The 26,330-nt window shown below is 32.8% G+C and carries 18 protein-coding genes; all 18 read left to right on the top strand.

Translation table 11 applies throughout. The features are described from left to right. Positions 1-80 precede the first annotated feature (80 nt). The 18 genes from RV15_RS14070 (at position 81) to RV15_RS14155 (ending at position 26,235) form a co-directional block, all read left to right on the top strand. Positions 81-875: an ABC transporter permease gene (locus RV15_RS14070; RefSeq protein ID WP_071878651.1), complete on the top strand. Its 795-nt coding sequence runs from the start codon at positions 81-83 to the stop codon at positions 873-875. Positions 876-893: 18 nt separating this feature from the next. Continuing rightward, a complete protein-coding gene (locus RV15_RS14075; RefSeq protein WP_071878652.1) occupies positions 894-2,111 on the top strand; it encodes an ABC transporter ATP-binding protein in 1,218 nt (405 codons plus the stop codon). After that, positions 2,101-5,244, top strand: a complete 3,144-nt coding sequence (locus RV15_RS14080) for a glycosyltransferase (protein ID WP_071878653.1) — start codon at positions 2,101-2,103, stop codon at positions 5,242-5,244. Before RV15_RS14075 ends, RV15_RS14080 begins: the two co-directional genes overlap by 11 nt. 108 nt (positions 5,245-5,352) lie before the next feature. Continuing rightward, a complete protein-coding gene (locus RV15_RS14085; protein WP_071878654.1) occupies positions 5,353-7,497 on the top strand; it encodes a glycosyltransferase family 2 protein in 2,145 nt (714 codons plus the stop codon). A 62-nt stretch (positions 7,498-7,559) separates the two neighbouring features. Next, the gene (locus tag RV15_RS14090; RefSeq protein ID WP_342715600.1) at positions 7,560-9,509 is read left to right on the top strand and encodes a DUF7657 domain-containing protein; all 1,950 of its coding nucleotides are present in this window, start codon (positions 7,560-7,562) and stop codon (positions 9,507-9,509) included. A gap of 31 nt (positions 9,510-9,540) precedes the next feature. Continuing rightward, positions 9,541-10,719 carry an EpaQ family protein gene (locus tag RV15_RS14095; RefSeq protein ID WP_071878656.1) on the top strand — a complete coding sequence of 393 codons (1,179 nt, stop codon included), beginning with the start codon at positions 9,541-9,543 and terminating at the stop codon, positions 10,717-10,719. 125 nt (positions 10,720-10,844) lie between these two features. Beyond that, positions 10,845-12,239 (top strand): sugar transferase, encoded by a 1,395-nt coding sequence (locus tag RV15_RS14100; RefSeq protein WP_071878657.1) that lies wholly within the window; start codon positions 10,845-10,847, stop codon positions 12,237-12,239. Positions 12,240-12,337: 98 nt separating this feature from the next. Next, positions 12,338-13,462, top strand: coding sequence for a glycosyltransferase family 1 protein (locus tag RV15_RS14105; protein ID WP_083429194.1), 1,125 nt, complete (start codon positions 12,338-12,340; stop codon positions 13,460-13,462). A 21-nt stretch (positions 13,463-13,483) separates the two neighbouring features. Continuing rightward, positions 13,484-14,308, top strand: coding sequence for a glycosyltransferase (locus RV15_RS14110; protein ID WP_083429195.1), 825 nt, complete (start codon positions 13,484-13,486; stop codon positions 14,306-14,308). A gap of 46 nt (positions 14,309-14,354) precedes the next feature. Continuing rightward, entirely contained in the window at positions 14,355-15,269 is a 915-nt protein-coding gene (locus RV15_RS14115) for a hypothetical protein (protein WP_071878658.1), read from the top strand. 13 nt (positions 15,270-15,282) lie between these two features. Then, positions 15,283-16,347 carry an EpsG family protein gene (locus tag RV15_RS14120; protein ID WP_071878659.1) on the top strand — a complete coding sequence of 355 codons (1,065 nt, stop codon included), beginning with the start codon at positions 15,283-15,285 and terminating at the stop codon, positions 16,345-16,347. A gap of 16 nt (positions 16,348-16,363) precedes the next feature. Then, a complete protein-coding gene (locus RV15_RS14125; protein WP_071878660.1) occupies positions 16,364-18,763 on the top strand; it encodes a DUF5776 domain-containing protein in 2,400 nt (799 codons plus the stop codon). A gap of 43 nt (positions 18,764-18,806) precedes the next feature. Beyond that, the gene (locus RV15_RS14130) at positions 18,807-20,243 is read left to right on the top strand and encodes an oligosaccharide flippase family protein (protein ID WP_071878661.1); all 1,437 of its coding nucleotides are present in this window, start codon (positions 18,807-18,809) and stop codon (positions 20,241-20,243) included. A gap of 25 nt (positions 20,244-20,268) precedes the next feature. Further along, positions 20,269-21,129, top strand: a complete 861-nt coding sequence (locus tag RV15_RS14135; protein ID WP_071878662.1) for a LicD family protein — start codon at positions 20,269-20,271, stop codon at positions 21,127-21,129. Between the two features lie 32 nt (positions 21,130-21,161). Beyond that, positions 21,162-22,979, top strand: a complete 1,818-nt coding sequence (locus RV15_RS14140; protein ID WP_071878663.1) for an aminotransferase class I/II-fold pyridoxal phosphate-dependent enzyme — start codon at positions 21,162-21,164, stop codon at positions 22,977-22,979. 30 nt (positions 22,980-23,009) lie between these two features. Continuing rightward, positions 23,010-24,062 (top strand): DUF1015 family protein, encoded by a 1,053-nt coding sequence (locus tag RV15_RS14145; RefSeq protein WP_071878664.1) that lies wholly within the window; start codon positions 23,010-23,012, stop codon positions 24,060-24,062. 16 nt (positions 24,063-24,078) lie between these two features. Further along, entirely contained in the window at positions 24,079-25,197 is a 1,119-nt protein-coding gene (locus RV15_RS14150; protein WP_071878665.1) for an NAD/NADP-dependent octopine/nopaline dehydrogenase family protein, read from the top strand. 63 nt (positions 25,198-25,260) lie between these two features. Then, the gene (locus RV15_RS14155) at positions 25,261-26,235 is read left to right on the top strand and encodes an NAD-dependent epimerase/dehydratase family protein (RefSeq protein WP_071878666.1); all 975 of its coding nucleotides are present in this window, start codon (positions 25,261-25,263) and stop codon (positions 26,233-26,235) included. The last annotated feature ends 95 nt before the right edge of the window (positions 26,236-26,330 follow it).

Here is a 26,330-nt window from a genome sequence, read left to right on the forward strand (position 1 = left end):
ATTCTTTAAAATGGTAATGTTATGCAGCTTATTTTAAGTAGCAATTTAAAAGCGATGGTAATAAGAAAGGAAACGAATCAATGATACGATCTACGCTATCTATTTTTAAAGACATTTTTAAAAATAGAAAACTGTTATTACAGTTTTCATTTAATGATTTTAAATCAAAATATGCAGGTTCTGCGCTAGGAATTGTGTGGGCATTTATCACGCCTCTGGTGACAGTACTAACTTACTGGTTTGTTTTTTCACAAATTCGTGAACGAGGTGCTAATGAGCAGTATCCGTTTATCGTATCTTTAGTGACAGGTTTGATCCCTTGGTTCTTTTTCTCAGATTCATTGATGTCTGCAACAAATGTTTTTAGAGAATACAGCTACCTTGTAAAAAAAGTGGTGTTCAAGGTTCAAATTTTACCGACCTCGAAGATTTTATCGAATTTATATACCCATCTCTTTTTTATTGTGATTGGTTTTGGTATTACTTCATTAAGTGGTATTTATCCAACCTGGCAAGGGTTACAATTGATTTATTATTTGTTCTGCTTAATCATTTTCTTAACTGGTATTACTTGGTTGACAGCTTCTACACAACCGTTTTTACCAGATATCATGCAATTTATCAATGTAGCAATGCAAACGATTATGTGGACATTACCAATTTTATGGAACCCAACTGGGTGGTATGTAAAAATTTTAAAACTAAACCCACTTTATTACATCGTTCAAGGATATCGTGATTCATTCACAGGTGGAGCATGGTTCTGGGAACGTTGGCAGTATGGCTTGTATTTCTGGGGCTTTACAATTGTTCTTTTGCTAATTGGTTCAACTGTATTTAGACGTTTGAAACCTCATTTTTCAGATGTATTATAACGTATAGGAGAGTAAAAAATGTCAGAATATGCAATCGATATACAGAATATAACAAAAACATATAATATGTATAAAAAACCTTCTGATCGTTTTAAAGAAGCACTTAATCCCATGAAAAAAACGTATCATGATCTTTTCTATGCGTTAAAAGATGTCACAATGCAAATTGAAAAAGGTGAAATGATCGGATTTGTTGGAGAAAATGGTTCAGGTAAATCAACGATTCTTAAAATAATCACAGGTGTTTTAACACCAACATCTGGTTCTATGAAGATCGATGGGAAAATTTCTGCACTCTTGGAACTAGGTTCAGGCTTTAATCCTGAGTATTCTGGTTATGAAAATATTTTTCTAAATGGAATGGTTCTTGGTTTTTCTAGAGAAGAGATGGAAGAACGGGTAGAGGACGTTATCAAGTTTGCTGATATCGGTGATCACTTGTATCAACCTGTAAAAACCTATTCTAGCGGGATGTTTGTTCGTCTAGCTTTTGCTGTGGCAATCAATGTAGATCCTGATATTTTGATCGTAGATGAAGCTTTAGCAGTTGGAGATTTAGAGTTCCAGCTGAAATGTATGGAGAAATTTACCGAAATCAAAAATTCAGGTAAGACGATTCTTTTCGTCTCTCACGATGTGAACTCCGTTCGTCGTTTTTGTGACCGGACATTCTGGTTAAAAAATGGAGAAGTTGTTGAATACGGAGATACAATGGATGTCACAACAAACTATGAAAACTTCTTAAAGAAAAAATCAATCAAAACCGTTGATCGTGAAAAAACAATTCAAAATGAAGAAACCGTTCCTGATATTATAGAAGTGGATAAAGCGACGTTGCTAAATCATGCGCTGGAACCTTTAGAAATTGTCACTCAAGATGAGAAGGTCATTGTAAAATTAGAGTATACCGTTAAAAATGATTCGATCAAATCACCTGTGTGTGGTGTCGCGATTCGAACAGTCGATAATAATTATGTGTGTGGACTAAATACATTGTTGGATGGCGTTAAAATTCCTTGGAAAATGGGTAAAAATGTTTTTTATCTAGAATACGGAAAAATGTCTCTTTTAACAGGCGAATATTATTTCGATATTGCGTTTTTTGAAGAACACGCCACAGTACCTTTGGTTTATAAAACGAAATACCTGAACATGTTTATTAGCGGTCGCTATGCAGGCGAAGGCATTGTCATTTTAGATCATGAATGGAAGGATACTATTAAAGATGAAATATGATTTTGAAATGGAAGTTGACGAGAGTACTAGTGTTGGTAAAATCGTTGCCCAAATTAAAGAAAATAGTCGAGTATTAGAGTTTGGTCCAGGTAATGGTCGAATGACGAAATATTTGATGGAAGAAAAAAATTGTTATGTTGCAATCGTTGAACTTGATAAAGAGCTATATGATCATGTCAGTGAGTTTTCTAATGACGGATTTTATGGCAATATCGATGAAGAAGCTTGGACGAAGCATTTTGAAGGACAAACCTTTGATTATATTATTTTTGCGGATGTGTTAGAGCATTTAATGAACCCTAAAAATGCTCTTATGAAAGTAAAACCTTTTTTAAGTGCAGAAGGTCAAATCTTGATTACGTTCCCAAATATTGCCCATAATTCTGTTTTGATCGATCTATTCAATAATAAATTAGATTGGCGTGAAACAGGATTATTAGATGCAACGCATAAGTCTTTCTTCGTTCAGAGCGGCTTTGAAAAACTTTTCGAGGAAATTGGTTTATTTATTGCTAAAGAAGATTTTACACTTAACGAAGTTGGCTATAATGAACTTGAATCTACCTATGAAGACTTGCCAGTGGAAGTTCGTGCTGCCTTTAAAGCACGCCCATTTGGGGAAGTCTATCAGTATTTTTACGCACTTTGTGCTGAGGCTGTGGAACATCCGATCCGCACGATACCAGAAAATTCAAGCTATAGAAAGAATATTCACTTCTTATATGATTGTGGTGAGGAAGACCAAAAAGAATTTGATGTTCAACTGAATAACGTAACAGGTGAGAATAAAACATTTACGATCGACATACCTGAAAACATCAAATTATTAAAAATTTTCCCAAGCCTGACAGGGGCAGTAGTAGATCTAGTATTGACTGTTGCTGGAACGATAATACAACCAAGCGCAACAAATGCTATTTATAACAAAGAAGCACAGTATTTTTTCTCTGACAATCAAGTACCAGTCATTGAAATAGACGATAAACAGATTGCTGGAAAAACAATGACAATCACAGTTAATTACAAATACGAAGGCAATTTTTCTGATACGGTTCATGGATTGATCGATTACGTACTTGAGCAACAAACGGGAAATAATTCGTCAAAAAATACAGAATTAATGGTGAGTGAAAAACAAATGACAAAGTATAAGAAAGTATCAATCAGTAAATTTGATTCACTCGTTTCACTGAATATCGATGATATCGTTCGTCATGTTGAAGAAAAAAAGACTGTGATTCGTGGTTGGGCATATTCTAAAGAAGACAAGTTACCGATTGACTTTAAAGTATCCGCTGAAATGGCTGTTGAATATTCTGTCACCAGAGAATATCGAAGAGATGTTATCGACATGTTTGAACTAAAAGGCGATCAAGAGTATGGCTTTGTGATTGAAGTGATCGATCCGGAAGATCAGCCAATGTATACCTTGAATGTTTCGGCCGATAACGGTCGTAAATTACAATATCGCCTAGAAAAACCAAATATGGTTCAGCCAGGTAATAAAATTCAACGTGCGATGCGCTCGATGCAGACACGTGGACTTATTGGCTCCATGAAATGGTATTTCAAACGTCAAGAACAACAAGAAATACCAGTTGATCCATCAGCTATTTTAGAAGAAATCAAAACATTTAAATTCCAACCTAAAATATCTGTTGCTGTTCCTGTTTATAATGTGGAAGAAAAATGGTTAGATGCCTGTGTGTCTTCCCTTCAAAATCAGTATTATGAAAACTGGGAACTATGTTTAGCTGACGACGCTTCACCAAGTGACTATATCAAGCCTTTGCTTAAAAAGTATGCGGATGCAGATGATCGGATCAAAGTTATTTACCGTGAAGAAAATGGTCATATCTCAGAAGCTACGAATTCAGCTTTAACGATTGCAACTGGGGATTATGTTGGATTTATGGATAATGATGATGAATTAGCGCCACAAGCGTTATATGAAGTGGTCAAAGTACTAAATGAAGATCAAACGATCGATTTTATCTATACAGATGAAGATAAAGTCACCGAAAGCGGTAAACGTTTCAATGCATTTTATAAATCAAAATGGAATTCTGAGTTGATTTTGAATCATAATTACATTACACATTTCGTTGTAGTAAAACGTTCTTTATTAGAAAAAACGGGTGGTTTAAAAACAGAATTTAATGGAGCTCAAGATTATGATTTTGTCTTACGGGCAACTGAAAATGCTGAAAATATCACTCACATTCCAGGTATGATGTATCATTGGCGGGCGATTGAATCGTCAACAGCTTTGAATCCTGAAAGTAAAGGCTATGCTTATGTTGCGGGGCAACGCGCAGTACAAGCTGCTATGGATCGTCGTAACATCAAAGCAAACGTTGAAATTGCTGAATTCTATGGCTCGTATAAAATTAATTATATTTATGATACGATACCTAAAGTATCAATCGTGATTACCAACGATACAGCGGATATCAATGACTATTTGAAAAAATTGTTGGAAAAAACAATTTATGAAAATTATGAGATTGTGCTGCCAAATCAAATGAAAGAAAACGTCCACTCAACAAGTAATAAACTGGTTTATAGCGACGGACAAACAAGAGACGAATTGATTAACGCTAGTACAGGTGACTATATCATGCTGTTAGATGCTGGTTTAGTACCAACGAAAAGCAATTGGCTTACTGAGATGATGAACATGGCACAGCAAGCGCAAGCGGGAATTGTCACAGGAAGAGTGGTAGATCAACGATACCGTATCGAAAATATCGGAATTTCCGTGGATGCAGAGAAAAATCGTTTACTTTATCCAGAACAAGGAACGCCAGGCAAGAGCCTAGGTTATTATTACCGCATTGCGTTACCAAGAAATGTTCAGGCAGTGACTGAAGCCTGTATGATTTTCAGAAAAGCGGACTATCTTGCTGTGTCAGGTATCACAGAAGAATTAGGCAAAGACGTTATGGGTGTGGATTTGTCGTTGAAGTTTGCTAAACAGCTAGATAAAACAATTATCTATTGTTCTTATGCTATTTTCAAAGCAGAAGAAAAAATGCAAAATCTCGATAAAAAACCTAACATCAAGGCTTTAACGGATAAATGGTCTGAACAAGACTTGGTCGACAAGTATAAAAATCCTAAACATCTATAAGCAAAGCGTATATTCGTGTAGCCTTAGCCAGCTAGGTTAGGCTGGTTAGGGCTCATTGTTTAATATAAGCACTAAATGACAGACTCTTAAGTATAAGGAGAGCAAAAAATGAACGATGAGATAAAGGTCATTATTGATAGTATCTATCGAGAGAAACAAACAAATAACTTAACAATAACTGGTTGGGCTTTGGCTACACAATCAAAATCCAGTCCGGATATTTCAATCAACAATCAAGAACAAGTAACGTCTTTTGGTATCAAGCGTGTTTTAAGAGAAGATGTCAATCAGATTTATGAGGTAAGTCCAGAGGTTTTAGCCGGGTTTGAAATAAAATTAGAAGGTATCCAAAAGAAAAATAAATTAGAAGTCCGTTTTGTTTCAGAAGACTTAGAATCAAGCAAAACCGAATGGATTGACTTAGCGAAAAAACATCCTCTAATTCCTGGTACTGAAGATAAGATGGCAAGATTGATGATAAAAGTACATAAAGGCATCAGTTATCTAAAAAGAAATGGGATCAAAAGTACGATTCAACGAGTAAAAATCGAAAAAATTAGAAACCAGTCTTCTTATCCAAGTTGGTTGGAAAGAAACGAACATTTTGATTTTGAACAAATCAACGCTGAAATTGATGGATTCCACTATCAACCTAAAATTTCGATCGCGATGCCAGTTTATAATGTAGAAGAAAAATGGTTGCGTCGCTGTATTGACTCTATTTTGATCCAAGACTATTCAAATTGGGAACTTTGTATGGCAGATGATGCTTCAACAGATCCTAAAGTAAAAGAACTTTTAACGGAGTACAGTAATTCAGATGAACGGATCAAAGTCGTTTTCAGATCTGAAAATGGTCATATCAGTGAAGCAACAAACTCTGCATTAACACTCGCTACTGGTGAATTTGTGGCATTATTAGATAATGACGACGAACTGCCGAGAATCGCTTTTTATGAAGTTGTCAAAGCCTTAAACGAAAATCCTGAATTGGATTTAATTTATAGTGATGAAGATAAAATCGACATGGAGGGCAATCGTTCAGATCCATCATTTAAACCAGATTGGTCGCCTGACTTATTGTTAGGAACAAATTATATATCTCATCTTGGTGTTTACCGCAGAACGATTCTTGAAGAAATCGGTGGGTTTAGAAAAGGCTATGAAGGTTCTCAAGATTATGATCTGGTTCTTCGCTTTACTGAAAAAACAACAAGTAAACGAATCAAACATATTTCTAAAGTCCTTTATCACTGGCGTATGCTGCCGACATCGACTGCAGTTGACCAATCGTCAAAAGGTTATGCATTTGAAGCTGGTCTACGAGCGGTTCAAGACGCTTTAATTCGTCGTGGCATCAAAGGACACGCTACTCATGGTCGGGCAAATGGTTTATATGATGTTTATTATGAGCTTGAATCAGAGGATTTAGTGTCAATCATCATTCCAACTAAAAATGGGTATAAAGATGTTAAACGCTGCGTTTCTTCGATCATTGAAAAAACGACCTATAAAAATTATGAAATCATTATTGCGGACAATGGCAGCACAGATGAAAAAATGAAAGAATTGTATGATTCATTTAAGCAACAACTTAACGATCGTTTTCGTGTGGTTGTGATCGATATTCCATTTAACTTTTCTAAGATCAACAATATTGCGGCAAAAGATGCTAAAGGAAAATACCTGCTATTTTTAAATAATGACACTGAGGTAATTAATGCTGATTGGTTGAAACTAATGGTTTCATTTGGACAGCAGGAACGAATCGGTTGTGTTGGCGCAAAGCTGTTGTATCCAAACAATACGATCCAGCATGCTGGTGTAATCTTAGGTCTGGGCGGCATTGCGGGACATGGACATTATGGTTATCCACATAGTGATTTAGGTTATTTTGGCAAGTTAGCATTGAATGTTGATTATCTAGCTGTGACTGCAGCGTGCCTATTAATGAGAAAACAAGATTTTGATGCAGTTTCCGGATTTGATGAAGACTTTACGGTAGCGTTTAATGACGTTGATTTATGCTTAAAAGTGAAGGAATTAGGTAGAGATAATGTATGGCTGCATGAAGCAGAGCTTTATCATTTTGAATCTCAAACAAGAGGCTACGATGATAAAGGGAAAAAGAAAAAACGCTTTGAAAAAGAAAAGGCGATGATGGAACATAAGTGGTCAAACTTGATCGAAGATGATCCATTTTATAATCCTAATTTGACAAGAGAAATACCTAATTTTTCATATAGAGACTAGTCGTAGAAAATTTGTCCTGTATGATAAGTGAAATGGAGTACATTATGGATAAATCAATAGAGATGCACAGAGGAAGCAATAAAAAAAATAGTATCAAGATAAAAACTATAGAAAGCCTAGATTGGCTAATAAAAAAAAGATTTATAATAGCACTGATTATTTTTGCGCTTATGATAGTGTTTAAAGTCCATGGCAGTTCTATCAATATATGGGATAAATATATTTCTGATTATAACGAAGGAGTCGATTCTGGGTTAATCCTTGGAACGCCAAGACAAATTCGCTCTGATGAATGGCTAGTTCAAACTCCCTATAGTTTATCGCAAACACAAACGGGATTCAAAGCCCATAACGAGGTAATCACACTAAACGGGCAGGATATGACTGTAGGGTATAATTCACCAGCATTTACTTTGGCTACGATTGCTAAACCATTTACCTGGGGTTATGTATTATTAGGTAAAGAATATGGTCTTTCTTGGTATTGGGGAATGAAAATAATCGGACTAGTTCTATTCTCTTTTGAAATCGGCTTGATTTTGTCTAGAAGAAACAAATATATCGCGCTTTTAACAAGTCTATGGATTCCGTTTTCTTCGGCTATCCAATGGTGGTTTGTGTCACCAGTGGGCGACTTGGTTTTCTTTATGTTAGGGTTTTTAACAGCGATTTATAATTATTTTTATTATCATGAAAACAAAACAAATAGAATGGTATTCTCTGTTATATCCGCAATATGTGCTTCTGGCTTCATTTTAGTTTTGTACCCTGCTTTGCAGGTGCCTTTTGGTTATTTGATTTTATTATTTTTAGTGGGCTTCTTTTTAGAGTTTAAATCAAAGCTAGTATTAGATAAATTTGATGGTCTATTCATTAGCCTAGCTGTTTTAATAACAATAATTCTTGTTGGTGGCTCGATTTTATTTTCACGGGATTCAATTTATGCAGTCATGCACACGATTTATCCAGGAAATAGAATAAGTACCGGTGGTGACTTTGATAAAAAAGATATCTTTTTATTCTTAACAAACTGGAAAATGAGTTTTACAGATGTTAGTTATAGTAATAATTCTGAATTAAGTGGGTTTTATCAATTCTTTTTTGTGATATTACCACTGTCACCTATTCTTTTTTATAAGAAAATTAAAGATAATTATTACGGTTTTTTACTATTTATTTATAGCTGTATTCAATTATTATGGGTTCTTGTTAAATTTCCAACGTCATTTGCCAAAATTACCCTATGGTCGTTTGTGCCAGAAGAGCGAGCATTACTTTCATTTAGCTTCACTGCAGTGTTGTTGAGTGTGTGGTTTATAGCTTATATTTGGGAACAAAAGAGGATCAATAAAATTGCTATTAGTGGAGTAATAGCGTTGAATATTGCTATCTATTTTTATGCTTTATATAGAGGCAACTTACGGTTATATCTGAGTAAAGCAGAAATTATTATTATATTGGTAATTAGCATATTGATACTATCAAGCTTGCTTCTTAAACGAAAAAGATTGTTTTTACTTCTATTTGTAAGTGTTTTGTTATTTACAGGATTAACGGTCAATCCTATCGTAAGAGGTGTTGCACCTATTTATGACAAGAAAATCGGGCATAGGATCACTGAAATAAATCAAAAAGATCCCAATCAATTGTGGGTTGGAGAACGATTGATGTATAGTTATTTGCCTATGTTTGGGGTTCATACGTTCAATGGTGTTTCTTTTACTCCAGATATGACGATGTGGAAAGCTTTGGATCCAGACGGTAAAAAAGAAAAAATTTATAATCGATATGCTCATATCCATGCAGATATTACAAATGAAACACCAGATCTAGAGTTATTAAATTCAGATGCTTTAATCGTTCGTTTGGATAGCGAGAGTATCAAAAAAATTGGAATCAAGTACTTGGTGACGTATAAAGAGATTGTTGATTTAGAAACAGATGATGTGAAGTTTGATAAACTTTATGGGCCAGATAAAGATGGTGCATATATCTATAAAGCTGTTTATTAGCAAACATTAAACTTATGAATGGAGGCGTAAAATGGAAAAACTGCTTAGCAGAATAAGCAATCTAATTTTAATTGCCACAATTGCCAGTTCCTATCTATTATGGACAGCAGGTCTGAATACAGAAACGATGACGAATTTTTACTCACACTACGAGTATATTTTATTAATCAGTTTGGTTGTTATTCTTCTACTCAATATAAAAAAATTAGATAGAATTGATTTATTACTGATTAGTACCAGTGGTATTATCTTTATCTTTTATACACTGACATCTTCAATCCGTCATAGTAATCGTTTTATCAATGCTAGTATTATGGTCATTATGTTATTGATATTATGTTATAGAAAAACGAAATTTGATAAAATTGATTTTGGAATTTTGGGCGTGATCATTAGTGCTTTTTTTGGAATCACTTTATATAGAATTTTTACGGAGCTACCTAAAATCGTCGCGCCGCATTCTATTTGGCAACGTGGTAATGAGTTTGACTCTATTTGGATTAACAGCAATACAATTGGTGCATCTGTGCTTTTTATGGTAATGATGTTGTCTATTATTATAAAGCAAGCATCAGGAAACTTGATAAAATGGTTGGTAATACCTGTCTATGTTATAGGAGTGGCCGCAATTTGGGTTTGTCAGGCCAAGACAGCTTTCGCTGTTTTAGTTGTGTTTATTGTAATAGATAATCTGTTACCTAAACAATTCATTAAAAGTAATTGGTTGTGGTTGACTCTATTTTCATTAGTGCTAATTTTATTTCCGTTTGTTTTTTATTATTGCGCTAACCTATCAACAATTAAAGTTTTTTCAGGTAGAGAAAATTTGTGGAAAGAATTTTTTGAGTTTTGGCTTGTAAATAAGCAAAATGTCTTAATTGGGATGAAACCGTATGTCTTTCATTGGAAAAACTTAGGTATGCACAATAGTTACTTAAGTATCTTAAATAATCTTGGCATTCTAGGATATACGTTATTCTCGTTCTTTATTTTTGGCCAATTCTATTTTCTGAGAAAAAAAGGAAGCTATTCAACTACTCAAGTCAGTCTTGCTATCGCTTTTTTATGTGTCTTTGTTCTTTCTACTATGGAGGATATTTTGGTCTCTTATCATTGGATTCCATTAGCCTTTAGTTTTTTAGGTATATTGCTTCAAAAAAGTGGATCATGCTTAAATAATGAATATGATTTATCTCATAGAAACGAATGAAGAAGGCAACTGTCATAAGGCCTGTAACAGATTAAGGTGTTTTTTTTAGAGAGATATGATATTATTAGGGATGTAGAATTTATATATAGCAATCTCAGTATTTTTAATGAGAAAGGAATAAAGTAATGGTAACTAAGAATGAATGGAACAATGCAAAGAGAATAATAATTATTATTTTTGATATTTTAGTATTTCATTTTTCCATTTTTGCAGGGTTTTGGCTAAAATTTGGAATGAATATCCCACAATATAATTTCGTGTCATACGAGCATTCCGTTGTATATATCACAATTATTTTTGTGTTTTTAAACTTGTTATTAGGAACATACGTATTTTATAATCGAACGGTCAATGACATCGTATTTGTAACAGTGATAGGTCAAGTGCTGACTATATTGTCTATTATGATTGTCGGTTTTGTTGGACGTTGGTTTTCGTTTCCACGATCGGTACTGATTTATTCATTTATCGTTGGAATGATTTTGTTAAGTTTGTATAGAATGTTTATCTATTTCGTATATTTACGTATCAGTGAGGAGAAACGTGTTGTTATTATAGGATCAGCTAAAAGTACAATATCAGCAACTGCTAATTTTTTAACACACAAAAATAAAAAACACAAAGTCGTTGATGTGATTCAGGCTAATTATTTTGAAAATTTAAAAAAAATCTTATCAAATGTTGACATCGTTTATATAGCAAGTCATATTGATGAAAAAGAGAAGCTAGATATTTACGAATTGGTTATTGAACATGAAAAGAAACTATTTTTAAATACAAGTTTTGAAAATCTTGTTATGTTAAAACCTAATATGATGAATTTTGAAGATGAAAGTATTATTGAAGTATCTGATTTTAAAATTAAACCAGAATACGATTTTGTAAAACGTTTATTTGATCTTGTAATAGCATCATTATTATTAGTACTAACGTCTCCTATTATTTTGATTACAGCGATTTTGGTAAAAGCAACTTCAGCTGGACCCGTTATTTATAAGCAAACAAGAATCACTTTAGGACAAAAAGAATTTTCTATATTAAAATTTAGAACAATGTCTGCTACGGCAGAAGTAAATACAGGACCAGTCTTATCTTCAAGTAATGATAGCCGAGTTACGACTGTTGGAAGATATTTGAGAGCTCTTAGAATAGATGAATTGCCTCAATTATTTAATGTATTGAAAGGTGACATGTCTATAGTTGGACCACGTCCAGAACGTCCCTTTTTTGTAGATCAGTTTAAAAAAGAAAATAAACACTATTACTTAAGACATAATGTACGAGCTGGCATTACTGGATATGCTCAAGTTTATGGTAAATATGCTTCTGACTATAATAGTAAATTAAATTTTGATTTACTTTATATCAAAAACTATTCGGTGTTATTAGATATGAAAATATTGTTGCAAACAATTAAGATTCTTTTTGATAAGATCTCATCAAAAGGTGTTGATGAAGAAGAACAAAGAGAAATTGAGAAAAACTTATTTTCTAAAAATAACATAAAGGTTTGGAATTAGCTTAGGAAATGGAGAACATAAAACTATAATGTATGGATAGATTTGTTTTTTGAATCTATCCATATTTCTAAACTAGGCTAATTTAAGTGGAGGAAAAAATGAATAAAGTACATAATAATTCAGAAAAGACACCAAAAACAAGAGTTTTAATTTTTGGTATGAGCAATCTTTTGGGCGGCGTTGAAACATATATGTTAAATTACTATAATCATTTAGATCGTTCAAAGATACAAGTAGATTTTGTCACAATGTATCCAACAATGTATTTCGAAAACGAAGTAGAAGCTAAAGGATCTACAATATATCATGTGACTGAAGTGAAAAAAAATCCTCAAAAATTTATTTCGGAGATAAAAGATATTTTATTAAATGGAAACTATGATATTGTTCATGTAAACATGCTTTCAGCAGCCAATATATTACCCGTGACAATAGCTAAAAATATGGGTGTGAAAAGAATATTTGTTCATTCACATAATGCGAATACACCGAATGGTTTGTTAAGAAAAGTAATGCATCAATGGAACAAAAGAAAAATAGTGAGATTAGCAACGGACTATTTAGCATGTTCAAAGAAGGCAGGTACATGGTTATTTGGAGAGCAACTTGAAGAGCAGTTAGTAATCATTCCAAATGCAGTAGAAATCGATCAATTCAAATTTGACCCAAAAGTGCGTTCTGAAGTTAGAAAAGAATTGAGCATAGCTGAAGATCAGTTAGTCCTTGGGCATGTGGGAGCATTTAGAGAACAAAAAAATCATGATTTTCTTATTGATATTTTCGCAGCAATTCATAAAAGAAATGAGAAAGCTGTGTTAGTCTTAGTCGGTCAAGGAGAGCTCAAAGAAAAAATTCAAAATAAAGTTAAACTGTTGAATTTAGAACATAATGTTAAATTTTTAGGAGTCAGACAAGACTCCAATCGCTTATACCAAGCCATGGATGTTTTCGTGCTTCCTTCATTATTTGAAGGTCTTCCAGTTGTCGGGGTTGAAGCACAAGCTGCTGGACTGCCGCTTATCGTATCAAGTCAAGTGACGAGTGAGTTAGAAATAACGGCTAATTGTCAGTTCTTATCAATTGATGATCCAGAAATATGGGCAGATACTGTTTTAGCAATTGAACCTATTGATAGAGATATGTCAGAGGTTTTTTCAAAAAATGGCTATGATATTGATGTGGCCAGCAAAATTTTAAATGATTTATATTGTGAAACAAAATAATGAATATGGTGAGATGATAAAGTGAAAGTTGAAAAAATTAGTGTTCTGATGTCTATATATATAAATGAGAATCCAAGCTACTTTAAAGAAGCAATAAATAGCGTTTTTGAGCAGACTTTACAGCCAGAAGAAGTACTATTAGTAGAAGACGGACCTCTTACAGACGAGTTGAATGCAATGATCTCCGAAATTAAATCAAAAGTCGGAAAACAATTAACGATTGTCCCTTTGGCTGAAAATGTGGGATTAGGAAAAGCGTTAGCTGTTGGTGTTAAAGCTTGTCGCAATGAACTAATTGCACGTATGGATTGCGATGACATAATGATTCCGAGCCGCTTAGAACTGCAGTCTGAAGAGATGGAAAATGATGCTTCTTTAGCAATTGTAGGATCTAACATCACAGAATTTCATGGTGAAATTGATAATGTTTTAGGCTATAAAAAAATGCCTGCAAGTAATGAAGAAATTCGTGAATTTTCCAAAAAAAGAAACCCATTTAATCACATGACTGTTATGTTCAGAAAAGAGTCAGTAATGAAGGTTGGTAATTATCAGTCTTTAAACGGATTTGAAGATTATTATTTATGGGTTCGATTATTAAAAGCCGGCTATACGGCTAAAAATATCCAAAAAGACTTAGTATATGCTAGAACTGGATTAGATATGTATGCTCGTAGAGGAGGATTTAATTATTTGATGCCAGGTCTAAAAGCTAGGAAAAAAATTTATCAAGAAGGCTTAGGGAGTTTTAAAGATTATCTATTTGTCTCTTCGGTCCATATATGTGTCAGTTTGATGCCTAATAAGATGCGTGGCTGGTTTTATGAGAAAAAATTACGGAATTGATTAGTTAAAAAATGATGGGGAACAACCTACAGAGAAGGAGAAAAAGATGGAAGACAATTTATATGTAGTAGAAGGTCTTAATTTTTTTAAAAGGAATTGGAAAAAATATATACTTGCTTTTGCGCTTAGTTTATTATTGATTGTTGCATTATTTTTTTACAGTGCACGTTCTAATAAGAATGACCAAAATGTAAATCAAGATAAGAATTATACATTTTCATTTATTTTAGAAAATAAGGATGGCTATATTTTTTCTAAGAATGAAATGATCAAAGAAATATTTGCAAGTGAATATGTGAAAACCCATTCTGATATAAGCGCAGAAGATGTTATAGATACATTAACGATTACGTATACAGATAATAATGGGAAAATGCTTGTTGAGACTCCTGACAAAGAGCTGGCTACGTATTTGTACAAGTTTATTGAAGATTCAAGTTCACGATTTTTTATTGATAAAAGAGCGTACGTATTATCTGATAAAGTTGATTTGAGTAAGGAAAAAGCCTTTGAAGGAATTAGTAAAAAGAAAATCATGATTTATGTATTGCTTATTGTGACACTTACTTTTATTATTGGAACAATAATTGCAAGCATATCTGAAAAAAGAAATAAAAAAATTTCTCAAAAGTTCACTTTAAAAGACAGCAATGAAATTATTGATGTAACTCTTCTTAGAGAACAAACAAATGAAAAAATCCAAGAAAAATTGACGAATCTTATCAACAATCCACCGTTGAATAAGATTGTTGTAATGAAAGATCAAAAGTTTTTAACTGTTAGTGAGCTGAATAATTCTGTGTATCTAACAGATAGTTTGGATAAGGTAGAAAACTTGCCGTTTATTCCAGAATTAGTAGTGATTATTTGTGAGAAAAATTCAACTGAAAAAGCATGGTTTGGTTACCAAAAAGAGTTAGCAAAGAATTATTCTGAGAAAGTAAATTGTATTTATATCTAGATGGAGTGAAGAGATGATACCTTATATATTATTATTTGTCAGCCTGATTATTCTTTCACTCCTTGAATTTTTTAGCAAAAAGAGAATTTTTTTCATAATTGCAATGATAGAAATCATTTTGTTTGCAGGATTGAGATATGAAACGGGTTATGATTATCTATCATATAAAGCTTTTTTTGAAAGGGTTCGGAGTTTTGGGGATATATTATCGGGCGGTATTGATGCTGAGCCTGGTTACTTATTAACAAACTATATTGTAAAAATGTTTGGAATGGATTTTGCAGTGTTCATTTTAGTCTATTCTGTGGTGACATTAGCGTTATTAGGATGGTTTGTTTATAAAAATGTTAGTTTTCCAACAATGATTCTCGTGTATTATGTTTCTCGTTTTTATTTTGTGAGAGATATGGGGCAAATAAGAGCTTCATTTGTAGCGATTATTTTTCTTTATTGTTTACCAGCAATCAAAGAAAAGAATCTACCGAAAGTAGTTCTCCTGTCACTTTTAGGCGCATGCTTTCACATTGTTGCGTTATTTATTATACCTGCCTATTTTTTTGTAGGAATAATAAAGAAATTAACCTTTCAAAAAGTGTTGATTTTGACAATAATTTCAGCACTTATAGGAGTACTGTTCTTTTTCCCAGACTTATTTTTATGGGCGATTCCATCAAGATATGCAGGTTATTTTGCAGGTAAGTATATTACTGGGAAGTGGATACTTAATCCTATATTTATTATGCAAATGGGGATTACAATTGCTTCAATATTATTTGTAAAAGGTAAAAATAAAGAATATAATGATAGTTTTAATACGTTATTGAGCTTATATTTTCTATCTACATTATTTTTAATTATTTTTGGTCCATTAGCAACTGTAGGCGGAAGGATTGGGACAATATTTGCTACTGCAGAGATCTTAGTAGTACCTCAACTTTTCCGTCATATGTTTAAAAATCAGTATTTGAATTTGGCCTGTTACTATATATTTTGCGCATTAGTCTTTTATTTGATATTTATTTTATCAAATACCTATCAAGATTTTATTCCGTATCAAACCGTGTATCATGTTTTATAGAAGAAAGGAAGTAACAATGAATAAAAAAACAAACAGTAAATATTTAAAAAGCGGCATTCTCTTATTTTCAATTGCTTTGTTTTCAGGTATAGGATTTATTGACGAAAGTTATAATGTCTCTGCAGAAGAATCGTCAATTTCTAGTGATAGTATAACTGGTGATGAGCCTTCGACAAGTCAAACTGAACAGACCTCGCAAAGTACTGCTGACTCTGAAACTAATGTGTCTACTTCTGATAGTACAATTGAGAGTTCTAAAAGAAATATTACGGAAGAAAATAATAAAGAGTTAGGTAATGCTTCAAAAACGGAAGATGGGGAATATATATTTAACCCTAATGATCGTTCTGATTTAGCGATAGCATTACGTGCTGCTGCTGAACCTCGCTCATTGATTTCTGCAACAGAAAATAACCGTCCCTCAAAAGATTTTGTAGATATTTCTTCTCATAACGGAGCATTAACAGTTGCTGATTTTAATGAGATGAAAAAATATGGGGTAAGAGGTGTTGCGGTTAAGTTAACAGAGTATACGACCTATTTGAACCCAGAGGCGAAAACCCAAATTGAAAATGCTAAGCGTGCAGGTCTAGTTGTTTCTGCTTATCACTATAGTTGGTTTACAACAAAAGCAGAGGCTGAGCAAGAGGCGGTCTATTTTGCACAAAAGGCAAATCAACTTGGCTTGCCTAAAAATACATTAATGGTCAATGATGCGGAACAAACAGAAATGACAGCGGGGAATGTTACCGAAAATTCTATTGTGTTTCAAAAGAAATTGAATAGTCTAGGTTATTCTCGTGTTGCGCATTATTCAATGTTTGATTGGTTCAATCGTAAAATACTTGATGAAGATAAGTTGGGTTCCGGAAATAGTTGGGTAGCAAGCTATCCTTATAATCCATTAGCAACAAATCTCTTACATACGGGAAATGCAGCATGGCAATGGAGTTCTGAGCTGACTTTTCCTGGCGTATCTGGAAGATTTGACATAAATGTATCGTATAATAATTTATTTTTACAGGCAACTGGTGATAATGGTATTAATCTAGCAAATTATCATACTGCTGCTCCGTTACAAGTGTATGCAACAGATAATATTTGGTATTATAATGATATTAATGAATTTTCTGTTAATACTCAAGTTGAAAGGTTGCCTAAAGATACAATTTTAGACGTAGTCTCAATAGAATATAGTAATAGCGGTTATCCAAGATTAGTGACGGATAAAGGTTATGTTTCGGCAAATAAGATGTACTCTAAACCAACTATCAGTAATCTGTCTAGCTATGTTACCAAACCAGGGAAATATGCGGCACTAGGAAATATTTGGTATTATAATGATAAAGATAGTTTTACGCAAGAAACCCAAGTAGGACAAATTTCCAAAAATACTGTTTTTGAGGTGACAGGTATTGTTTTCAGTAAAACTGGTTATCCAAGATTGGTGACGGATAAAGGCTATGTTTCTGCGAATAAAGCATACGTTAATCAACTTGTAGAAAATTATTTGGATTATCATATGACTGCTGGAAAAGTAGTGACAACAACAAGTACTTGGCATTATAATAATAAGGATAGTTTTACACAGCAGGCACAAGTAGAGCCAATAGCTAAAAATACTGTTTTAACAGTAAAAGATATTGCCTATAGTGAAAGTGGTTATCCAAGATTAGTAACTGATAAAGGGTATGTTTCAGCAAATAAAGGATTTACAACACCTATTGTCAACAATCATTCGGATTATTTTTTAAAGACTGGTAAATTTTTGACGTCGCAAAATATCTGGTATTACAATAATAAAGATCTTTTTGCTGCTGAAACACAAGCAGAACCTTTAGCCAAAGGGACAATGATTGAAGTGAAAGATATTGTATATAGTACGACAGGCTATCCAAGACTAGTAACGGATAAAGGCTATGTTTCGGCTAATAAAGGTTATCTTTCTGAAGCTATCAGCAATTTGAACAACTATATTACAGAACCGATGAAAGTTGTTACGAGAGAAAATATTTGGTATTACAGTAGTAAAGACGAGTTTTCTACTAAAACTCAGGCTGAAAAATTACCAAAATATACACTACTAGATGTTAAAGGAATAGTGTACAGTGAAACAGGTTATCCAAGGCTAGTAACGGATAAAGGATACGTATCAGCAAATAAAAGCTATGTCAATCCAGCAATCGGCAACATCGACAGCTATATAACTAAGCCAGGAAAGATGAAAGCTAAAGCAAATATCTGGCACTATAACAATAAAGATAACTTTGCAGCTGAAACGCAAGTCCAACAAATAACAAAAGGTACGACATTTACAGTGAAAGAAATTGTATACAGCGAAACAGGCTACCCAAGACTAGTTACAGATAAAGGCTATGTTTCAGCGAATAAGGCATATGTGGAAGTAGTAAAATAAATAGTTAAACTATCAAAAAATCAAGACAAGTTGGTGTATCTAAGTGAAAAAAGTATTGAGTAATATATTTTTTACGGCTATGTATCAAGTAGTAATACTGATTGTTCCATTAGTAACAATGCCGTATGTATCAAGAATATTCGGAACAGAATTACTTGGTATTAATTCATTTGTTATTTCAATTGTTGGTTTTTTGAACATGATCATCTTAATGGGGATGAGTCAGTTAGGCACGAGAGAAATAGCTAAGGCTGATAAGAAGGATCGAGGCACAGTTTTCTTCCAGTTATGGTTTATTCAATTAGCTAGTGGTTTGATTGTAACAAGTCTCTATTTATTGATTGTTTCAATATTTGTTGGAAATAAAGGTGTCTATTATATTCAAATTCCTTATTTAATTGCGTATGTTTTAGATATTTCTTGGTATTTCCTAGGGATTGGTGAAGTAAAAAAAGTAATTGTTAGGAACACGATCGTTAAATTTGGCTCTTTGATTTTGGTATTTCTACTTGTAAAGAGCAGTTCTGATTTATTATTGTATATGGGAATCAATAGTATTAGTACTTTTTTAGCAAATATTTTCTTTTGGATTAGCTTACTTACGGAATTTAAAATGTATGGAAAGATAAAAAAATCATTTTCTTTTCCATATTTAAAGCAAGCACTGTTTTTGCTCATTCCGTTATTTGCGATTCAAGTGTATAATACTTTTGATAAAACATTAGTAGGATTGTTATCAACAAAGTCGGAGCTTTCTTTTTATGATCAATCTCAGAAAATTGTTCGAATTGTGTTATCCATCGTTACATCAATCAGCTTAGTTATGATGCCTTTGATGGCAAAAGTGGACACAGGAGATAGTGAAGACAGTTCTAAGCTACAGTTATTGTTGAAAAAATCTGTTGAGTATACGACATTAATCTCCCTATTACTGACGGTTTTACTAATGTGTAATTCTCGTGATTTTGTTCAGTGGTTTTTTGGAAATGAATTTATTCCAATGACCTATAATATGATATTTGTTAGCTTGATTATTGCACCAAATGCGTTTGGTGGTGTTTTAGCGAATCAATTTACTTTAGCAAAAGGTTTGTTGAAGCATTATTCGATACCCTTTATTGTTGGTGCTGTAATAGATGTTATCTTAAATCTTATATTAGTACCAAAATGGGGAGCAAATGGCGGGACCATCGCGTTGATTGTTACCGAGTTTTGTGTTTGTATTTTTAGAGTCTATGTTATTCGTAAATGGTTAGATATTAAAGATATTTGTTCTGAGTTTTTTAAATATATTGTTATATTCGCGTTAGTTTTAGTGTTAGGATTTTTAATTCCTAACTTTGTAGCATCGTTGTTCTTGAATATGCTTATTCGTTCAAGTATAGTGTTTATTGTATTTCTTATTTTGATTTTTCTTTTTCAGACCAATATATCTGAAGACTTTAAGCTTCTTTTGAATAAGGCGAAAAAGAAAACTTAAATAGACATAACTTGGAGGGTTACTTTTGAAATCAGATAGTGTTGTAAAACAACTGCAAAAAAAAGAATTGGAAATATTAAAATTTGTGGATAAATTTTGTCAAACAGAAGACATTCCATACTTTTTATCAGCAGGAACATTGTTAGGTGCGATTCGTCATAAAGGTTTTATTCCGTGGGATGATGATATTGATTTAGGGATGACAAGAGAAAATTACGAACGCTTTGTAAAATTGATTCCTGAAGCTCTAGAAAATACGGATTATATGTTGCAAACGAATCAAACAGATGCTGGTTATCCACTGCCATTTTTAAAAATCATTAATTTGAAAACTACTTTAGTCGAAAATAATGCTAAAAATGGTAATGCTAAAAATGGTGTTTTTATTGATATTTTTCCATTTGATGTAGTACCGGACAATAAGTTTCTAAGATGGATTCAAATTAAAAAGTGTAAAATGCTAACATTTGTAATCCATACGAAAATGAATTATTATACCCGTGCTCAAACATCATTAGGTGGAATAATTTATAGTATGCTAAATATTTTATGGGGAAGATATTCTGTAAGGGAGCTTCTTGACAAACGACAAAAAGAAATTGAAAAATATAACCATTCGAATAATCGAAATATGTCGATCGTCACTGCTACAACGGAATTTAAGACAGAAACCTTAGATAAAGCAGAGATAAATGATGTAATTAGAATACCCTTTGAGGATGGTATGTTTTTAGCAAATTCAAACTATGAACAAATGTTGGAACAGTCTTATGGAGATTATATGGAGTTTCCTCCTATAGAAGAACGAGGAACAAGACATGATATTGTTTATTTAAAAATGGATGATTTTGAATTTGGAGATCCAATGTATAAAAAGAAAAAGTAATCACATTGAACAAGATCATAGGAGGGATAAACATGCAAGGTCTCATTTTAGCTGCTGGATTAGGAAGCAGAATGAAAGAGTATACAAAAAATACTACCAAAAGTATGGTTGAAGTTAATGGAAAGTCTTTAATAGAAAGAATGTTACGTCAATTAGATAATCTGGATTTAGAAAGAATTGTGATTGTAGATGGATATAAATATGATGTTATGGAAGAGTATGTAAAATCAATCCAAATAAAGACACCAGTCGTATTCGTAACAAACCATGATTATGATAAAACAAACAATATTTATTCCGTTTACCTGGCTAAAGAATTAATGTGTCAAGAAGATACAATTCTGCTAGAATCAGACTTGATTTTTGCAGATCAGCTTCTTGATGAAGTCATCGCTTCTGATTTTAAAAATCTAGCAGTGGTTTCAAAATTTGAATCTTGGATGGATGGTACAGTTGTAAAAATTGATGAAAATAACAATATTACAGACTTTATTGATAAGAAACGTTTTAATTTTAACGAAACAAGAAGCTACTACAAAACCGTTAATATTTACAAATTTAGTAAAGAATTTTCAAAATCTATTTATTTTCCATTTTTAGAAGCCCAAATGAGTGCCTTTGGGAAAAACGAGTATTATGAGACGACGTTAAAGACAATTACTCAGTTTGATGCTACTTTGGTTAAAGCATTAGACATTGAAGATGTTCCTTGGTATGAAATCGATGATTTACAAGATTTAGATGTTGCCAGCTCTCTTTTTAATACGACGCCATCAAAAAAATTAGATGCGTTTCAACAAAGATATGGTGGCTATTGGAGATATCCAAAAGTAATTGATTTTTGTTATCTAGTTAATCCGTTTTATCCACCTAAAAGAATGGTTGATGAAATGAAATCAAACATGGAACGTTTGATCATTGATTATCCATCCGGTCTTAAAGTGAATTCATCATTAGTAGGAAAATATTATAATGTTCCGGAGAAGCATGTAGTAGTTGGAAATGGTGCTGCAGAATTGATTAAGTCTTTGATGGAAAAAAATGGCGGGAAATATGGAATTATTGCACCAACTTTTGAAGAATATCCAAATCGCCTAACTAAAGATCAAATTGTTAAGTATTATCCTAAAGATAAAAATTTCCAATATACAGCAACTGATATTATGGATTTTTATTCAGAAAATCCGATTGATTATTTAGTTTTAATAAATCCAGATAATCCTACTGGAAATTATATTCCAAAATCAGATGTCATCACATTATTAGAATGGGCAAAAGTACATGAAATAACTATAATCTTGGATGAATCATTTAATGATTTTGTCGATTTTGAAGAGGTTCCTTCTTTAATTGATCGAGATATTTTGATGGAACACACTAATTTAATTATTATAAAAAGTATCTCCAAATCATTTGGTGTTCCCGGTGTACGTTTAGGTTTCTTGATGACGAGTGATGAATCATTAGTCAGTTACATTAAATCAGATGTTTCGATTTGGAATATTAACTCATTCGGAGAGTTCTTCTTACAAATTTTCGAAAAATATAAAAAAGACTATCAATCAGCATTAGATTTATTTTATAAAATCCGTAAAGATTTTCATATGGCAATGGCTGAAGTTTCAGATTTTGAAGTGATTGATTCACAAGCCAACTATTTTACTTGTCGCCTTACAGGTAGCGTAAGCGCTAGGGAATTGGCTACAATTTTATTAGATCAAGACAAAATCTTTATCAAGGATTTGTCTGGAAAAGATGGCTTTGATGGAGAATACGTAAGAATTGCAGTGAAGAAAAGTGATGAAAATAAAAAAATCGTTGAAGCTTTGAAACGTATATTGAATTACTAGAAAGTAGATCTATAAAGGAGAACGGAAATTATGGTTTTATTGTTACCTATGCAAACTAGCTATTTGAATACTAGTGGACATATTTACGACTCAGAATTCATCAATTTAGTCCAACTCTCAGAGGGGAGTGTTAAATTTGATGAACGAACTTTATTTTTAAATCAAGAGGAGAAAGATTTTTTGAATAGTCAAAAAATTGTGGAGCTCTCTGATTCTATTGTTGTTTTTAAAAACAAAGAGAAATGGGGATTGATCGCTAATCTTCCAAAAGAGGAGTATATTAAAGGCAACGTTAAAAGTCATGAATTAGTTCTTCCTTCAACGGTCCAAGGAATGCTCAGTAATTTTCACGGATATAACGGTGAAGCCGCTCCGGTTTTATTAGGACATGAAAGTTTAATTGATCTGGAAGGTTTTGTTAAAGCAAATGAACCAGATAAACATCATGCTGTTAAAGATTATCACTTATTCATTTATCAAGGAGAAGCAGCTGCTCAACTTCTTTCACTGTATCAGGATTTGGAGCAGCTGTTTATCGGCGATGGGCATCATAGATTGTATACAACCTCATTGTCAAACTTTAAACAAACTGTTTTTGCTTGTATTATGAGTTTCGATTACTTGGATATTTTACCGATTCATCGTTTATTGGAAGAGGTACCTGATGAGATGTATTTGCATGCTTTAGAGTTTTTAAGTAAGAAATTTGATTTGGAAAAAGTAACGGCTGATTCAGTTTTACCCAAAGGACATGTTAGGATGTCGAGAGGTAGTGATCATTATTTGATTCGTTTAATTGATTTAGCATCAGACGCTTTTTGGAATAATGATATTTATCGACTAAACACTCAAATCATTTCCCAAGCTTTTCGTAGTTTTGATCAGGGAGAGATTCAATATATATCAGAAGAAATGCTAAGAAATTCCAAAACATTTTCTGAACAAGATGTTATATTGGAAACACATGCTCTTTCTAAAAAAGAATTTATTGAAGCAGCTAAAAACGATACAGTCTTACCACCAAAATCTACTTGGGTTTATCCAAAGTTTCCTTCTTTTTTACTTATGAATAAATATCAATAATCTTGGAGGTAAAATCATGAAAATTTGTATTGTTGGCTTTGGAAATATTGGAAGTGCAATAGCTGGGATGCTTTCTTTAGGCGGCCATGATGTTCGCGTATTTACTTCTGTGCATTTAGGTAAGAACTGTCCATTTAGGCTAAATGAAATGGATTCAGCTAAGGAAATACAAACTTCAATTGATTTAATTACAGATGATTTAGGTGTTGCAGTTGAAGATGTTGACATGATTATTGTTACTTACCCATCCTTTATGCTGGAGTCATTTGTTAAAATGGTTTCAGGTTTTCTAACAAAACCGGTTCTCTTTGGTGTTGTTCCAGGAAGTGGTGGAGCTGAGTACATAACTAAACAATTATTTACACAAAAGCACGTGTTTTTTGGCTTAGACAGGGTTCCTTATATTGCTCGATTAATTGAAAAAAACCATTCAGTCGAGTTTTCCAAAAAAGAGTCTGTTAATGTAGCTGTAATCCCTAAAAAAGAAACAGTTGCTGTTGCGAAAATTTTGGAAGATCTCTTACAATTACCAGTTCATCCGTTGAACAATTATTTAGAAGTTTCTTTGACGCCTTCTAACGCTATTTTACATACTTCTAGAATATATAGTATGTTTAAAGAATATAATTCAAACATCACTTATTCTAGAGTTCCTTATTTCTACAGAGATTGGACTTTGGATTCATCTGAAAGTCTAATTGCTTTAGATAAAGAATTAAGAACTATTATCTTAGCTATGCCAGATTTAGAATTATCAACTATCAAGACTATTCGTGAACATTATGAATCACCAACAGTTGAGACAATGACGAATAAAATAAAAAGTATTTCATCATTTAAGAATATTCTATCCCCAATGAAAAAAGTTTCCAATCAAACATTTGTCCCAGATTTTGCATCGAGGTATTTTACAGAAGATCTTCCGTTTGGTTTATTAATCATTAAAGGGTTTGGCTTGATTACGGGAACTGCTACTCCAGAGGCTGATAAAATTATTTTATGGAGTCAAAAATGGCTTAACAAGGAATATTTAACAGAGGAAGGAGCCCCAGGATGCGATTTTTTAGATTCAGGCGTTCCTCAGGCTTATGGCATAAAAACATTGGAAGAGACATATCATTTTTATAAATCTTGATAATCAAATATTAATACTTATGTAGAATTAGAATTCTTTGAATAAGTGAATGGAAGTGGAAGTATGAGCAAGATACTTATTACAGGCGGTGCTGGATTCATTGGATCTACACTAGCCAATTATTATAGTGAAAATCATAACGTTATCGTTGTGGATGACTTGTCCATGGGGAATAAACAAAATTTGACGAGTTCTAAAAACATTGAGTTTGTCAAAGGAAGCGTTACTAATAAACAATTAATGCAAAACATACTTATAGATAATCAGTTCGATTATATTTTTCATTTGGCTGCAGTTGCTAGTGTGGCTGATTCAGTAGAAAGACCGTTGGCAACCCATGAAGTTAATTTTGATAGTGTTTTACAATTATTAGAATTGATAAAAAAATATCAAAAAGAATTAAAACGTTTAGTATTCTCCTCATCTGCGGCAGTGTATGGCGATGAACCTACTTTACCAAAACAAGAAGAATCTATCATCAGACCATTAACACCATATGCAATTGATAAATTTGCTGCAGAAAAATATGTGGTGGATTACTATCATTTGTATGATGTTCCGACAAGTGCGGTACGCTTCTTTAATGTTTACGGACCTAAGCAAAATCCTGAATCACCGTATTCTGGTGTTATATCGATTATGATGGATCGTTATAAGAAACTATTAAATAATGAACAATCTATGTTCACTTTGTTTGGGGATGGGACACAATCAAGAGATTTTGTTTTTATCGAAGATGTTGTTCAAGCACTGAATCTTATTGCAAATTCACAAGATACATTAGGGGAAGTTTATAATATCGGTACTGGTGAAGCGATTGGCTTGAATGAATTAGTTTCTACGATAGATAGCTTTTTAGAAGTGAAGTTACCGATTCAATACGAAGACGAACGTTCTGGAGATATCAAGCATTCTCTTGCTGATATTGCTAAAGTAAAAGCTGTTGGCTATCAACCTAAGTATGATATCAAGTCTGGACTTGAAAAGTATGTTTCTTATGAACTTAGTAACTTTGGTAAAAAGGGTTCTGATAGCTAAATCTGATTAATCCAATAAATTATTATAACAGGCGAGATGATTGTTTCTCGTCTGTTTTTTTGAACGAATATATTCCTTTTAATTGTTTGATACTC

It is taken from the genome of Enterococcus silesiacus (assembly GCF_001886225.1).
GTDB classification, from domain to species: domain Bacteria; phylum Bacillota; class Bacilli; order Lactobacillales; family Enterococcaceae; genus Enterococcus_L; species Enterococcus_L silesiacus.

Excerpts from the sequence above, each read along its gene's own strand:
- RV15_RS14070 (WP_071878651.1), top strand. The coding sequence starts at position 81 with ATGATACGATCTACGCTATCTATTTTTAAAGACATTTTTAAAAATAGA.
- RV15_RS14075 (WP_071878652.1), top strand. The coding sequence starts at position 894 with ATGTCAGAATATGCAATCGATATACAGAATATAACAAAAACATATAAT.
- RV15_RS14080 (WP_071878653.1), top strand. The coding sequence starts at position 2,101 with ATGAAATATGATTTTGAAATGGAAGTTGACGAGAGTACTAGTGTTGGT.
- RV15_RS14085 (WP_071878654.1), top strand. The coding sequence starts at position 5,353 with ATGAACGATGAGATAAAGGTCATTATTGATAGTATCTATCGAGAGAAA.
- RV15_RS14090 (WP_342715600.1), top strand. The coding sequence starts at position 7,560 with ATGCACAGAGGAAGCAATAAAAAAAATAGTATCAAGATAAAAACTATA.
- RV15_RS14095 (WP_071878656.1), top strand. The coding sequence starts at position 9,541 with ATGGAAAAACTGCTTAGCAGAATAAGCAATCTAATTTTAATTGCCACA.
- RV15_RS14100 (WP_071878657.1), top strand. The coding sequence starts at position 10,845 with ATGGTAACTAAGAATGAATGGAACAATGCAAAGAGAATAATAATTATT.
- RV15_RS14105 (WP_083429194.1), top strand. The coding sequence starts at position 12,338 with ATGAATAAAGTACATAATAATTCAGAAAAGACACCAAAAACAAGAGTT.
- RV15_RS14115 (WP_071878658.1), top strand. The coding sequence starts at position 14,355 with ATGGAAGACAATTTATATGTAGTAGAAGGTCTTAATTTTTTTAAAAGG.
- RV15_RS14120 (WP_071878659.1), top strand. The coding sequence starts at position 15,283 with ATGATACCTTATATATTATTATTTGTCAGCCTGATTATTCTTTCACTC.
- RV15_RS14125 (WP_071878660.1), top strand. The coding sequence starts at position 16,364 with ATGAATAAAAAAACAAACAGTAAATATTTAAAAAGCGGCATTCTCTTA.
- RV15_RS14140 (WP_071878663.1), top strand. The coding sequence starts at position 21,162 with ATGCAAGGTCTCATTTTAGCTGCTGGATTAGGAAGCAGAATGAAAGAG.
- RV15_RS14145 (WP_071878664.1), top strand. The coding sequence starts at position 23,010 with ATGGTTTTATTGTTACCTATGCAAACTAGCTATTTGAATACTAGTGGA.
- RV15_RS14150 (WP_071878665.1), top strand. The coding sequence starts at position 24,079 with ATGAAAATTTGTATTGTTGGCTTTGGAAATATTGGAAGTGCAATAGCT.
- RV15_RS14155 (WP_071878666.1), top strand. The coding sequence starts at position 25,261 with ATGAGCAAGATACTTATTACAGGCGGTGCTGGATTCATTGGATCTACA.